Origin of the sequence: Sulfitobacter sp. W027 (assembly GCF_025143985.1) — a bacterium.
Classification (GTDB): Bacteria; Pseudomonadota; Alphaproteobacteria; order Rhodobacterales; family Rhodobacteraceae; genus Sulfitobacter.
The window spans coordinates 2,489,347-2,502,111 of the sequence record NZ_CP083564.1 but is presented as its reverse complement, the minus strand read 5'-3'; the positions used below and the strand labels follow the sequence as shown (position 1 = coordinate 2,502,111).

Annotated in this window: 16 protein-coding genes; 3 read left to right on the top strand and 13 right to left on the bottom strand. The window is 62.2% G+C overall.

Going from position 1 to position 12,765, the window contains the following annotated elements; translation table 11 throughout:
• Positions 1 to 12 precede the first annotated feature (12 nt).
• The 9 genes from K3759_RS12320 to K3759_RS12280 form a co-directional block, all read right to left on the bottom strand.
• Positions 13 to 1,173, bottom strand: a complete 1,161-nt coding sequence (locus K3759_RS12320) for an ABC transporter permease (protein WP_259982184.1) — start codon at positions 1,171 to 1,173, stop codon at positions 13 to 15.
• Between the two features lies 1 nt (position 1,174).
• The gene (locus K3759_RS12315) at positions 1,175 to 2,776 is read right to left on the bottom strand and encodes an ABC transporter ATP-binding protein (protein WP_259982182.1); all 1,602 of its coding nucleotides are present in this window, start codon (positions 2,774 to 2,776) and stop codon (positions 1,175 to 1,177) included.
• A 136-nt stretch (positions 2,777 to 2,912) separates the two neighbouring features.
• A complete protein-coding gene (locus K3759_RS12310) occupies positions 2,913 to 3,914 on the bottom strand; it encodes a BMP family protein (RefSeq protein WP_259982180.1) in 1,002 nt (333 codons plus the stop codon).
• A 106-nt stretch (positions 3,915 to 4,020) separates the two neighbouring features.
• Entirely contained in the window at positions 4,021 to 4,476 is a 456-nt protein-coding gene (locus tag K3759_RS12305; RefSeq protein WP_259982179.1) for a GNAT family N-acetyltransferase, read from the bottom strand.
• Entirely contained in the window at positions 4,473 to 5,096 is a 624-nt protein-coding gene (tsaB, locus tag K3759_RS12300) for a tRNA (adenosine(37)-N6)-threonylcarbamoyltransferase complex dimerization subunit type 1 TsaB (RefSeq protein WP_259982178.1), read from the bottom strand. The genes K3759_RS12305 and tsaB overlap by 4 nt, the downstream gene beginning before the upstream one ends.
• Positions 5,089 to 5,649 carry a NifU family protein gene (locus tag K3759_RS12295; RefSeq protein WP_093928438.1) on the bottom strand — a complete coding sequence of 187 codons (561 nt, stop codon included), beginning with the start codon at positions 5,647 to 5,649 and terminating at the stop codon, positions 5,089 to 5,091. Before K3759_RS12295 ends, tsaB begins: the two co-directional genes overlap by 8 nt.
• Positions 5,650 to 5,757: 108 nt before the next feature.
• Positions 5,758 to 6,216, bottom strand: a complete 459-nt coding sequence (locus K3759_RS12290; protein ID WP_040700546.1) for a universal stress protein — start codon at positions 6,214 to 6,216, stop codon at positions 5,758 to 5,760.
• A gap of 97 nt (positions 6,217 to 6,313) precedes the next feature.
• Positions 6,314 to 7,192 carry a branched-chain amino acid aminotransferase gene (locus tag K3759_RS12285; protein WP_259982176.1) on the bottom strand — a complete coding sequence of 293 codons (879 nt, stop codon included), beginning with the start codon at positions 7,190 to 7,192 and terminating at the stop codon, positions 6,314 to 6,316.
• A gap of 10 nt (positions 7,193 to 7,202) precedes the next feature.
• Entirely contained in the window at positions 7,203 to 7,433 is a 231-nt protein-coding gene (locus tag K3759_RS12280) for a hypothetical protein (RefSeq protein ID WP_007117540.1), read from the bottom strand.
• A gap of 168 nt (positions 7,434 to 7,601) precedes the next feature.
• Between K3759_RS12280 and K3759_RS12275 the strand changes: the two genes are divergently transcribed.
• Both K3759_RS12275 and K3759_RS12270 read left to right on the top strand, forming a co-directional pair.
• Positions 7,602 to 8,318: a M48 family metallopeptidase gene (locus K3759_RS12275; protein ID WP_259985638.1), complete on the top strand. Its 717-nt coding sequence runs from the start codon at positions 7,602 to 7,604 to the stop codon at positions 8,316 to 8,318.
• A 4-nt stretch (positions 8,319 to 8,322) separates the two neighbouring features.
• Entirely contained in the window at positions 8,323 to 8,679 is a 357-nt protein-coding gene (locus K3759_RS12270) for a YigZ family protein (RefSeq protein WP_259982175.1), read from the top strand.
• Here K3759_RS12270 and trhA read toward each other — a convergent pair.
• The 3 genes from trhA to K3759_RS12255 form a co-directional block, all read right to left on the bottom strand.
• Complete coding sequence (gene trhA, locus K3759_RS12265) at positions 8,676 to 9,296, bottom strand: PAQR family membrane homeostasis protein TrhA (protein WP_259982174.1); 621 nt, start codon at positions 9,294 to 9,296, stop codon at positions 8,676 to 8,678. The two genes, K3759_RS12270 and trhA, sit on opposite strands and share 4 nt — an antisense overlap.
• Before the next feature lie 70 nt (positions 9,297 to 9,366).
• Positions 9,367 to 9,750: a hypothetical protein gene (locus tag K3759_RS12260; protein ID WP_093928444.1), complete on the bottom strand. Its 384-nt coding sequence runs from the start codon at positions 9,748 to 9,750 to the stop codon at positions 9,367 to 9,369.
• A 140-nt stretch (positions 9,751 to 9,890) separates the two neighbouring features.
• Complete coding sequence (locus tag K3759_RS12255) at positions 9,891 to 10,781, bottom strand: LysR family transcriptional regulator (RefSeq protein ID WP_259982171.1); 891 nt, start codon at positions 10,779 to 10,781, stop codon at positions 9,891 to 9,893.
• A 95-nt stretch (positions 10,782 to 10,876) separates the two neighbouring features.
• Here K3759_RS12255 and K3759_RS12250 point away from each other — a divergent pair, with 95 nt between their 5' ends.
• The gene (locus K3759_RS12250) at positions 10,877 to 11,371 is read left to right on the top strand and encodes a lactoylglutathione lyase family protein (RefSeq protein WP_243261161.1); all 495 of its coding nucleotides are present in this window, start codon (positions 10,877 to 10,879) and stop codon (positions 11,369 to 11,371) included.
• A 17-nt stretch (positions 11,372 to 11,388) separates the two neighbouring features.
• On the opposite strand, the gene rimO is transcribed toward K3759_RS12250, so the two are convergent.
• Positions 11,389 to 12,762 carry a 30S ribosomal protein S12 methylthiotransferase RimO gene (gene rimO / locus K3759_RS12245; protein ID WP_259982168.1) on the bottom strand — a complete coding sequence of 458 codons (1,374 nt, stop codon included), beginning with the start codon at positions 12,760 to 12,762 and terminating at the stop codon, positions 11,389 to 11,391.
• Positions 12,763 to 12,765 lie beyond the last annotated feature (3 nt).

The window sequence follows — 12,765 nt, the reverse complement described above, 5'->3', positions numbered from 1 at the left end:
GGGTAATTTGGGTCATTCCGCGCCCTCCGACTGGGCGCTGCGCGGGTCGGGTTTCGGCTCGGCCTCGGAAGCCGTCGACGGCGGGCCGGGGCGGCGGAACATCAAGAAGAGACGTTCCAGCGGCATCCGCACCATATTGTCGAGCGCGCCTGTGAAGAGGATCACAAGCGCCTGGATCACGACGATCAATTCGCGCGGGATCGAGGTCCAGAGCGCCAGTTCCGCGCCGCCTTGGTAGAGGAAGCCAAACAGAAGTGCTGCGAAGAAGACGCCGACGGGGTGTGAACGCCCCATCAGAGCCACGGCGATGCCGATGAAGCCCGCGCCCTCGGTCGCGTTCAGCACCAGCCGCTCGCTTTCGCCCATAACGTTGTTGATCGCCATCAGGCCCGCCAGCGCGCCCGAGATGATCATCGTGATCATGGTGATGCGCACGGGCGAGATGCCGGCATATTTCGCCGCCGGCTGTGAATGGCCATAGGCGCGGATTTCATAGCCAAGGCGCGTGCGCCAGATCAGCATCCAGATCACCACGCAGGCCGCCACCGCCACCAGAAGCGAGACGTTGGCGGGCGCGGATTTGGAGAAGGCGATGCCAAAGGGGGCCAGCAACTCATGCAACGTTGGCAGATGCACGGCTTCGGGGAAGCGGGCGCTGGCCGGGTCCATGCTGCCGGGCGGGCGCATGAGGTTCACAAGCACGTAGTTCAGAAGTGCTGCGGCGATGAAGTTGAACATAATGGTGGTGATAACCACATGGCTGCCGCGCTTGGCCTGCAGCCAGCCGGGGATCGCGGCCCAGACCGCGCCAAACAGCCCCGCCATGACACCACAGCCGATCAGCGCCAGCGTCCAATGCGGCCACGGGATATAGAGCGCGGCAATGGCGACGCCCAAACCGCCGAGCATCGCCTGACCTTCGCCGCCGATATTAAAGAGCCGCGCGTGGAAGGCGACGGCAACGGCAAGGCCGGTGAAGATGAAGTTGGTGGCGTAGTACAGCGTGTAGCCCCAGCCATAGGTCGAGCCGAGCGCGCCCTTGACCATCAGCGTCACGGCGGCAATCGGATCTTCGCCGATGGCGAGGATCACCAGCGCCGAAAGGATCGCAGCCAGCAGCAGCGAGATCAGCGGCACGAGGATCACCTCGGCCCATTTTGGCATCACGTCCATTTCAGACCTCCTTGCTGGCGTCGCCGCCCGCGCGGGCGAGATTGGCCTCGACCTCGGCCACGCTGTGTTCATTCTCAGTGTTGGTGATGCCAGCCATCAGCAGCCCCAGTTCTTTCTCATTGGTCTGGTCGGGTGCGCGTTCGCCCATGATCTGCCCGTCAAACATCACCGCGATGCGGTCCGACAGGGCGAGGATTTCTTCGAGCTCGACCGAGACCAGCAGGATCGCCTTGCCCTGATCGCGTAGAGCGATGATCTGTTCGTGGATAAACTCGATCGCGCCAATGTCGACGCCGCGGGTGGGCTGGCCGATGAGCAGCAAGTCGGGATTGCGCTCGATCTCGCGGGCCAGAACAATTTTTTGCTGGTTGCCGCCGGAAAAATTCTTGGCCGCCAGCGTCGGGTCGGGCGGGCGCACGTCGAAGCGGGCCATCTTGTCTTCGGCGTCGGCGCGGATCGCGGCGTGGTCCATCAGCATGCCGCTGTTGAAGCGATCATCGTGGTGGTAGCCGAAGACGTTGTTCTCCCAAGCCTGAAAATCCATGATCAGGCCTTCGCGCTGGCGGTCTTCGGGCACATGGGCCACGCCGCGCGCGCGGCGCGACTGGCCGTCGCTCTTCTTGCCCGAGAGGTCCAGCGGGGTGCCGTTGAGGGTCACGCTGCCGGTGCCATCGGCATAGCCGCCCAGCACTTCTAACAGTTCCGACTGACCGTTTCCCGCGACACCCGCGAGGCCCAGCACTTCGCCCGCGCGGATCTGCAGGTCGATGCCGCGCAAGCGTTCGACGCCCTTGTCGTCGACAACGCGCAGGCCCTTGATGTCGAGGATCACCTCGCCCGGGGTGGCGGGCTCCTTGTTCACACGCAACAGCACCTTGCGCCCGACCATCAGCTCGGCCAGTTCCGGCGGCGAGGTCTCGGCGGTTTTCACGGTGGCGGTCATCTGGCCGCGGCGCATGACCGACACGGTGTCGGTGATCTCCATGATCTCGCGCAGCTTGTGGGTGATGAGGATGATGGTTTTACCTTCAGACCGCAGACGCCCAAGAATGCGGAACAGCTGGTCCGCCTCGGCGGGGGTCAGTACGCCGGTCGGCTCGTCGAGTATGAGGATGTCGGCCTGACGGTAGAGTGCCTTGAGGATCTCCACGCGCTGCTGCATGCCCACGCCAATGTCTTGGATCAGCGCGTCGGGGTCGACGTTGAGGCCGTAGTCCTCGGCAAGACTAACCAGCGTCTTGCGGGCCTTGGCGAGCGACGGCTTGAGCAGGCGGCCATCTTCGGCGCCCAGAATGATGTTTTCCAAAACGGTGAAGTTCTCGACCAGCTTGAAGTGCTGAAACACCATGCCGATGCCCGCCGCGATGGCGGCTTGGCTGTCGGGAATGTCGGTCTTTTTGCCACTGATGAAAATCTCACCCGCGTCGGCTTTGTAGAAGCCATAGAGGATCGACATAAGCGTCGATTTGCCCGCGCCGTTCTCGCCGATAATGCCGTGGATCGTGCCGGGCATGACGCGGATCGAGATGTCTTTGTTGGCCTGCACCGGGCCGAAGGCTTTGGAAATGCCCTTAAGTTCAATCGCGGGAGCGGTATCGGTCATATCAAAAGGTCCTGCGGGCGTTGCGGCCCTTGATCTGGAATTGCCCCATCTCTGTCCGGGTCACGGGGTCATGTTCGGAAAGGGCCGCGCCGATGATACGGCGCGGCCCTAAGGGTCAGTTTAGGTTAATCTAAGTTCAGAAGTCCAGCGCCGGGCAGCTGTCGTTCTCGTAGTAGGAGACCACTTTGATTTCGCCGTCGATGATCTTCTGGCGCGCTTCTTCGACTGCGGCCTTCATTTCTTCGGTGACGAGATCGGCGTTATGCTCGTCCATGGCGACGCCGACACCTTCTTCGGCAAGGCCGAGGGTAACGACTTCGCCAACTTCGAGGTCTTCGCCCGCCATCATCGCGTCATAGACGGCGACATCGACGCGTTTCAGCATCGAGGTCAGGACTTTGCCCGGGTGCAGGTGGTTTTGGTTGCTGTCCACGCCGATCGACAGGATGCCCTCGTCGGCGGCTGTTTGCAGCACGCCAACGCCAGTGCCGCCCGCCGCGGCATAAACCACGTCAGCGCCTTGGTTGATCTGTGCCTTGGTGATCTCGGAGCCCTTGACCGGGTCGTTCCAGGCTGCCGGGGTGGTGCCGGTCATGTTGGCGACGATCTTGGCGTCGGGGTTGGTGGCCATGACGCCTTGGGCATAGCCACAGCCGAAGTGACGGATCAGCGGCACGTCCATGCCACCGACAAATCCAACGGTGCCGGATTTGGAGGCCATCGCGGCCATGACGCCGACGAGGTAGGAGCCTTCATGCTCGGCAAAGCTGACCTGACGGACGTTGGGCAGGTCGAGCCAGTTGACGTCAACCACGGCGAATTTCGTGTCTGGGTAGTCAGGCGCGACTGTGGAGAGCGGATCGGCCATGGCGAAACCCATGGTGATGATCGGGTTGGCCCCGGACTCGGCAAAGCGGCGCAGGGCTTGCTCTCGCTGTGCTTCGGACTGCATTTCGATCTCGGCGAACTTGCCGCCGGTTTCTTCGGCCCAGCGGGTCGCGCCGTTGAAGGCTGCCTCGTTGAAGCTTTTGTCGAATTTGCCGCCAAGGTCAAAGATCAGCGCGGGTTCGGCCAGCGCGGCGCCCGATGTCAGGGCCATGCCTGCGGCTGCGCCGAGGAATTTCGTCATGAGGGTCATTTATCGTCTCCCGGTTGTGGTGCCGGGCGGTCTGGCAAATGCTGCCGCCACGGCGTTTGTGGATCATTCGATCAGGTGTAATTTAGGGCGCAGGCGGGGGGTAGGGTCAACCGCTTTTTGCGGTCAACGCTGCGAGATCGCCACAGTGACCATGGGTCAACCTGCGTTGCAGAATGCATGCATCAACCGCCACCGCATCCTTGCGCGCATAATAGGCACGGCGGATGGCGATTTGGGCAAAGCCTTCATCCACGTAAAGCGCGCGGGCCGGGTAATTGTCGGCGGCGACCTCAAGAAAGGCGCTGTCGCAATCCACGGGCAGGGCGGCCAGCCAATCGCGCAGCAGGGCACGGCCAAGGCCTTGGCGCTGGTGAGCGGGGGCGACGGCAAGGGTCAACAGTTCGGATTCGCCCGCGATGGTCCGGGTCAGGGCAAAGCCACCGGGGCGGGTAAAAAGCTGCACGAAGGGGCTGTCGAGCAAGCTGGCGAACTCCGCTTCCTGCCACGGCCTGTCTTGGGTAAAGGCGGCGGCATGAAGGGCGGCAAGCTCTGCCGCTGTCACGGCAGCAGCACCGGCGCAGCGTCGCGTGCGGGTGCGGCATCGGCGGGGCGCAGGTAAAGCGGCGCGGGACGTGGTGGGGTGTTGTCATAGCGGCGGGCGGTAATGCGGGCGATAGCTTCGGCCACTGGCATCGCGGGGGGCTCTCCGCCCGAGCCGATAAGGGGGCCGGTGAAGATGGGGAGAGTGGCGGCGTCGTAAAGAGCGGGGGTGGAAATCGCTGCGTTGTCAAAGCCTTGAAGGAAGACCTGTTCGCGGCGAGCATCAACGGCGCAGGCGCAGGGGCCGGTATGGCCCTCCCGCAAAGCGTCAAAGGCATCGACCCCGACCGCTGGAATGCCAAGGCCAAGCGCCAGCCCTCGCGCGGCGGAGACGGCGATGCGGATGCCGGTGAAATTGCCCGGACCGATGCCGACGCCAAGCGCCGTGAGGTCGCCATAGGCCACATTGGCCTCATCCAGCAGTTCTTCGCAAAGAACCAGCAGCCGTTCGGCTTGGCCCTTGGTCATCGGTTCAACCCGTGCCGCCAGCACCCGGTCGCCCAACAGCAAAGCGGCCGCGCAATGCGCGGCCGATGTGTCGAAGGCCAGAATCAGCGGCCCGCTTGCGCTATGCTCAGGCAACCGGGCGAACCTCTGTCACCTCGGGGATGTAGTGGCGCAGCAGGTTTTCGATGCCCATTTTCAGCGTTAGCGTGGAAGATGGGCACCCGGCGCAGGCACCTTGCATGTGCAGATAGACAACGCCGCGCTCAAAGCCGTGGAAGGTGATGTCGCCACCATCTTGGGCAACGGCAGGACGCACCCGGCTGTCCAGCAACTCTTTGATCTGGCCGACGATTTCACCATCCTCACCGTCATGTGCGGCGTGGCCCGATGTGGGCTGGTGGTCGGAGGCCATGACCGGCTCACCGGATTGAAAGTGTTCCATGATCGCGCCCAGCAGGGCGGGCTTCACATGGTCCCATTCCACGGCGTCTTGTTTGGTCACAGTAACGAAATCGGTGCCGAAGAACACGCCCGTCACACCCTCAACTGCAAAGAGCCGTTGGGCCAGCGGCGATGTCGCCCCGGCATCGGGGGTCGGGAAATCAGCGGTGCCCATCTCCAGCACGGTCTGACCCGGCAGGAACTTGAGCGTTGCGGGGTTCGGAGTGGATTCGGTCTGGATGAACATAGGGTTTACCTCGCTTTCGGCGTGGGTCTGATATGCGCCCGCAGGGGCTGCAAGTCAAGGTTTAGAACCGTTCTAAATGGCGAATGGCTGTGTCAGATGGGGGCGCGATCAGGTGATTGCCTCCAGCCGTTCCTTACTGAGATCACCCGGCACAATGGTGATCGGCACTGGCAAGGCACCGGCAGAGCGCGACAATTGCGTGACCAGCGGGCCGGGGCCTTTCTTGCGGTCACCGCTGGCGCCGAGCACCAGCACACCGATGTCCGGGTCGTCTGAAAGCTGTTGGATAATCTCATCCGTGGGCTCGCCTTCGCGGATGATCAACTCAGGATCGACGCCCTGTTTGTCGCGCATCCATTTGGCGAAAACCTCGAAATGCACTTCGATCCGTTCCCGGGCCTCTTCGCGCATCAGGTCACCGACACCGATCCAATGGTTGAACTCTTCCGGCGGGATCACCGACAGGACAGCCACGCCGCCCCCGGTGCGCGCCGCGCGCAGGGCGGCAAAGCGCATGGCATTCAGACATTCAGTGCTATCGTCCAGCACCACTAGGAATTTCCGCATCAAACCCTCTCTCCGCACCTCCTCCCGGTGCGGTGTGATCATGGCGCGGGCGGGCGGCGCTGGCAATTGCTTTTGCGCGCCGCTGCCGCCCGGACCTTCAGCCGCGCTGACTTGCGGCCCAATCCCAATACATTTCGCGCACTTGGCGGGTCACCGGGTTCTGGTTCGCCCCGGTGCCATATTGCGTGTCGTCGAAGGCGCTGACGGGGGTGACCTTCATCATATTGCCCGACAGGAACACCTCATCGGCTGCATGGAAATCGTCAAAGCTGAGGACGGTCTCATGCACCTTCATGCCCGCCTCGCGCATGTTCGACATATGCCGCGCGCGGGTGATCCCGGCAAGGAAGGTGCCATTGGGGATGGGGGTGAAAACCTCACCATCTTTGACCATAAAGACGTTCGCGCTGGCGCTTTCGGCGACATTGCCCATGGCATCGGCCACGAGTGCGTTGCCGAAGCCCTTGGAACGTGCCTCGACCATCATGCGGGCGTTGTTGGGGTAGAGGCAGCCCGCCTTGGCGTTGACCACGTTGTCCTCCAGCACCGGGCGGCGGAAGCGGGTGCGGGTGAGGCTGGTCGCGGCCTCTGGCGGGGCCATGGGGATCGCCTCAAGGCTGATGGCGAAGCCGGTCGCACCTTCGCGCGGCACGATGCCCAGCTCATCGCCGGCCAACGCCCAATACATCGGACGGATATAGACTGCTTGATCGCGCGAATAGCTCTTCAGCCCTTCACGGCACATTTCGATCATGTCCTCGGTCTCGACCGTTGGTGTGATCATCAGCGCCTTGGCAGAGCGGTTGATCCGGGCGCAATGCGCATCCAGATCGGGGGCGAGTCCGTCAAACAGCCGCGCCCCGTCGAATACGGTAGTGCCCAGCCATGCGCCGTGGTCCGCCGCCTTGATAGTGGGCAGATCGCCGTCGTGCCATGCGCCGTTGAAGTAGGTTTTGATGTCTGTGCCGGTGGCCATGTGACGATCCTTAGGAATTGCTGCGGTAGATGCCCTCGGGCAGGTTTAAGGCCGCTGTCAGATCGCGCAATTGCGCGGGGGACAGGGTGATCTTGGCCACACGATCTGTGCGCGCGTCCCATTGCTCGATCGTGATCTCCTCTGCAAAGGCAGAGACGGTCACGTCCTCGCGCAGGGGGGCGTCGGATTCGTCGATCAGGGTGATGACGGTGGCGTCGAATTCATGCTCAATGGTAAACATGAGGGCACATTAGGCTTTGTGCTCGCGAGCGCAAGACAGGCTTTCTGCGGCCAAGCGCAAGGTCAGGTTCGGCCGGTCGTCAAAGCTCCGTGAACGGGGGTGGCAGCGGGGGCGTCTCATGATAGAGAGAGGGTTGGAAAAACCGAGCGAGGAATTGTCGTGAGATTTATGAATGCCCTCGGCGCATTTGGCGTCATCGCCCTGCTTTCGGCCTGTGACGTGGCGCCGGTTCAAACGGGACCGATCCTCACCGACAGGCCCAGCACAACGCAGGCGCCCAGCCCAAGGCTGAACGCCAGCGCTACGGCGCGGAGTTTCGTGCAGGTGATCCGGACGCTTGAGCCGGTTGCCGAGCGTGAGTGCCGCAACCGCACCACAGGGTTGAACTGCGATTTCAATATCGTGGTGGATGACCGTCCCGGCCAACCCGCCAACGCGTTCCAAACGCTTGATAAAAATGGCCGTCCGATCGTTGCTTTCACCCTAGCGCTGATCGCAGACGCCCGTAACGAAGATGAATTGGCCTTTGTTCTGGGCCATGAGACCGCGCATCACATTGCAGGCCACATTGCCCGTCAGCAGCAAAACGCCATGGCAGGTGCCGTGATCTTTGCCGGGATCGCCACACTGAGCGGCGGTGACGCGACTGCCGTGCGCACGGCGCAGGAGTTGGGTGCAGAGGTGGGTGCACGACGGTATTCTAAGGACTTTGAACTAGAGGCCGACGCCCTTGGCACGATCATCACTGCGCGGGCCGGCTACAACCCGCTGCGCGGGGCCGAGTTCTTTACCCGCATTCCCGATCCGGGTGATCGTTTCCTTGGCACGCATCCGCCCAACAGTTCCCGGATCGACACCGTGCGCCGTACCATGGCAGGGCTGTGACGGTTTGCTCAAACTGGGGCATGTGCTGAACGACCGCGGGTCAAAATACGCGGTGTCGGGCTGTGATGCCCGGGACCGTGCTGAGGTTGACGCGGCGCTGAAAGACCTCAAGCGCGACAAATCCTACGCCAAGGCCACGCATAACACTTGGGCGGTGCTGCTGTCAGACGGCGGCCCGTTGAAGGGTGATGACGGCGAATCCGGTGCCGGGATGGTGATCGTGCGGATGCTGGAGCGGGAAGGGCTGGAGGATCATCTTATCGTGGTGACGCGCTGGTATGGCGGGAAACACCTTGGCGGCGACCGCTTTCGTCATGTCCAGACCTGCGTGCGGGCCTACCTTGATGAATTCGCGGCCTAGAGGCTCAGCGCAATCGCGGCAAAGAAACAGGCCGTGGCGATCAGCACAAAGACATGCCAGATCGCGTTTTGATAGCGCATGCCGGGGTGAGCGTAGATCAGCGTACCCGCCGAATAGGTAAGGCCGCCGACCGCCACCAGCGCCAGTGCGGCACCGGGCAGATTGTGCCACATCGGATAGATCAGCAGGACGGAAAGCCAGCCCATCCCGAGGTAAAGCGCCAGTGATCCACGTGCATCGGTGCGCCAGAACCAGAGTTTGGCCACTGCGCCGATCACGGCCAAAGCCCAGACCACGCCGAGGATGCCGTAAGCAAAGCCCGATCCGATTACCATGACCAGCGGCGTATAGGTGCCCGCAATCTTGAAATAGATCGCCGCATGATCGACACGGCCTAAAAAGGCGCGGCTGCGGTCGAAGGGCAGCAAGTGATAGACGGCGGAGGCGGTGAAAGATGCGAGGATGCAGGCGGCGTAAACCGCCGTGGCGGTCAACTGCCCCTCTTGTCCGGCGGCGTGGATCATCAGCAGGATGCTGGCAGGAATAGCAAAACCGAGGCTGAGCACATGCACGGTGCCGTCAGCTAAAGTCTCAGCGATGGAGGTCGGATAGCTCATAATGGAAAGCTAGCAGCGAAGCGCTTCGCTGCCATAGGTGACGAGGCGTAAACCGCGCTGACACGGCAGATCAGCGCGGTTTATTGCCGTCGATCCAACGCGACATCAGAGTTTTGTCGCGAAAACATTCCTGCGGTACGTCACGGCGTTTCAAGCGCGCGATGCGTTCGGCAAAGGCGACCTGTTTGGCCGAAGGGTAGGCGGCAAACGGCCCCTCTAGCGCCTGCGGCCTATGAGCGTCGATCCATTCCGAAACCGCTGCGCGGTCTGCTTCGATCCCATCGGGAAGGTCATCGCCGGTTCGTTTGGCAAGAGAGCGGGCATATTGCATCTGTTTTTCGGTCGCGGGCATGCGGCGGTCGGCCTGTTTGGGCTGCGCACTGTCGCTGCCGCGCGGCGGGCGACCCTGTTGGTCAGGGTCGAAGATGCCGGGAAACTGAGGTTGAAAAGACATGCGGTCATTCCTCTGCTGCTGCGTTCTACATATAGAACAGAAAGGGAACGCCTTCAAGTCTCTCCGTATTTTCGCCCTTTCTTGAAGGTATATCTAGTAGCGGGGTGTTTTGGTTCCACAATATCGGCGAATTACTCAACCTAGTGTAGCCTTGTGGCAGCCTCGGCGATGAGGTCTGCCGCCCTGCGCATTCGCGCAGGCAAGGGGCGTCCGCGACGTGAGGCGAGCCAGAGGTCATGCCAGCGTCGTTTGGGCAACGGCAGCAGCTGCAGTTGGTCTTTCGCGGCAAAAGTCTCGACCCCGCTGCGGGGCAAGAGCGTATAGCCCAGACCCCGCGCGACCGCTGCCGGGATTTGGCCGATCTGATTTACATAACCCCGCAGGCGCATCCGGTCCGCTCCTGGGTAGCTGTCGGGGAAATTCAACTGCAACAGGTCATCGGCGTAGGCAAAGCCATCGGGGTGCGCGATAAAACCGCGGGCTTCGAGATCAGCGAAACTCTCTATATCTTCCAGTGCATTAACCGGCAGGATGAGGCAAAGTTCCTCCCGCCCCAAATGCTGGGCTTCCAGCCGAGCGTGGGCGGGGTCATCGGCCAAAACGCCGAGATCAAATCGCCCATCCAGCAGCCCGGCGCGGATCGTGGCTTGGGGGGCGGCCTCGAGATGCAGGGTAAGGTCCGGCGCTTGGGTCATCCAATCCAACAGCAGGGGGTGTAGCAGCATGGCGAAACTGCCGGAACAGGCGATATGCACTGCACCGCGATCGGGCAGGTCAGTGGCAATCCGTTCGCGCAGAAGCTGCTCTTCGCGGCGGCGGGCTAGGCCCGTTTCAAACAGCGCCTCACCCGCTGGGGTCAGGGTAAAACTTTTTCCCTCCCGTGCGATCAGCGGTTGGTCCAGTTGATCCTCAAGCTTGCGCAAATGTTGCGACACGCCGGGCTGGGTCATGTTCAGCCGCTCCGCCGTGCGGGTGAAATGACCCGTTTCGCAAAGGGTAGTGAAGGTCTCAAGCCAAGTGGCGTTCAGCATGGGAAACGTTTCATTTTGATTTCTATGATGTTTGATAATTTCACATATGGGGTGCGCCTGTCTATCTCGACTTCAACGCAAACAGGAGAACACATATGACCACCCCCCGTACCTTTTCCCACATCGGCCTATCCGTGCCGGACCTCGACGCCGCCGTGAAGTTTTACTCGGAAGTTCTGGGCTTTTACGTCGTGATGCAGCCCACCGAAGCGGTGGAGGATGACACCGCCATCGGCGTCATGTGCACCGATGTCTTCGGCCCCGGCTGGGGTTCGCTGCGCATTGCCCATCTTGCGACAGCGGATGGTATCGGCATCGAAATCTTCGAATTCCCCGGCAATTACGCCCCAGAGGAAAAGCTGGAGCACAAGCGCCACGGCACCTTCCACTTCGCCATCCAAGACCCGGACGTCGAAGGGTTACTTGAGCGGATCGTCGCGGCGGGCGGCAAGCAGCGGATGCCGGTTCGGGAATATTTCCCGGGCGAGAAACCCTACCGCATGGTCTATGTCGAGGATCCTTTCGGCATCGTGTTCGAGCTTTACAGCCACAGCTATGAGCTGACCTATTCGGCGGGCGCCTACGTCTAAGGCCGCCCTAGGGGGCGTCAGGTGATCTGACGTCCCCAAAGATCGTATTCGCCGGCCTCTTCAGCTTCGACGGTGACGATATCGCCGACTTTGAGGTTCTGAAAATCCTCGTCGATGAAAAGGTTGCCGTCGATCTCAGGCGCATCGGCCTTGGTGCGGCAGGTGGCCGCGTCTTCGTCGATCTCGTCGACGATCACGTCGATGCGCTTGCCGACCTTGGCGGCGAGCTTGGCCTCGGAAATGGCCTGCGCCTTTTCCATGAAGCGGTCCCAGCGGTCTTGTTTGACCTCTGGCGCGACATGGTCGGGCAGGGTTTTCGATCGCGCCCCTTCAACGTTTTCGTATTGGAAGCAGCCGACCCGGTCGAGTTGCGCCTCGTCCAGCCAATCGAGCAGGGTCTGGAACTCTGCCTCAGTCTCACCCGGATAGCCGACGATGAATGTCGAGCGCAGGGTGATGTCGGGGCAGGTATCGCGCCATGCGGCGATCTCATCCAGCGTCTTGGACGCTGCCGCGGGCCGCGCCATGCGTTTCAGCACGTCCGGGTGGGCGTGCTGAAACGGGATGTCGAGGTAGGGCAGCACCAGACCTTCGGCCATGAGCGGGATCAGTTTGCGCACATGGGGGTAGGGGTAGACGTAGTGTAGCCGCACCCATGCACCAAGCGAGCCGAGGTCACGGGCCAGATCGGTGATATGCGCGCGGTGGCCGCGATCTTCGGCGTGTTTGATGTCAACGCCGTAGGCGGAGGTGTCTTGGCTGATGACCAGCAGTTCCTTCACGCCATTGTCGACCAGCCGTTCGGCCTCGCGCAGCACCGCATGGGCGGGGCGGCTTTGCAGACGGCCGCGCATGTCGGGGATGATGCAGAATTTGCACTTGTGGTTACAGCCCTCGGAAATCTTGAGATAGCTGTAGTGCCGCGGGGTCAGAGAGACCTGTTGCGCGGGCAGCAAATCGATGAATGGGTCGGGGCTGGGCGGCACCGCGCCATGCACCGCGTCGAGCACCTGTTCGTATTGATGCGGTCCGGTGACGGCGAGGATCTTGGGATGGTGCTCGCGGATGTAGTCGGGCTCGGCCCCGAGGCAGCCGGTGACGATCACCTTGCCGTTTTCGGTCAGCGCTTCGCCAATGGCGTCGAGACTCTCGGCCTTGGCACTGTCGAGGAAACCGCAGGTGTTCACGATCACCGCATCGGCACCTGCGTAATCAGGCGATACGCCATAGCCCTCGGCGCGCAGCCGCGTCAGGATGCGTTCAGAATCCACCAGCGCCTTGGGGCAGCCAAGGCTGACCATGCCGATGGTCGGCTGGCCGGGGCGGGCGGGGTTGCTGATCTTCGCCTGCGGGGCGAGGTCGGGGCGTAGATTGGGTGGGTTTGTGCTCATGCG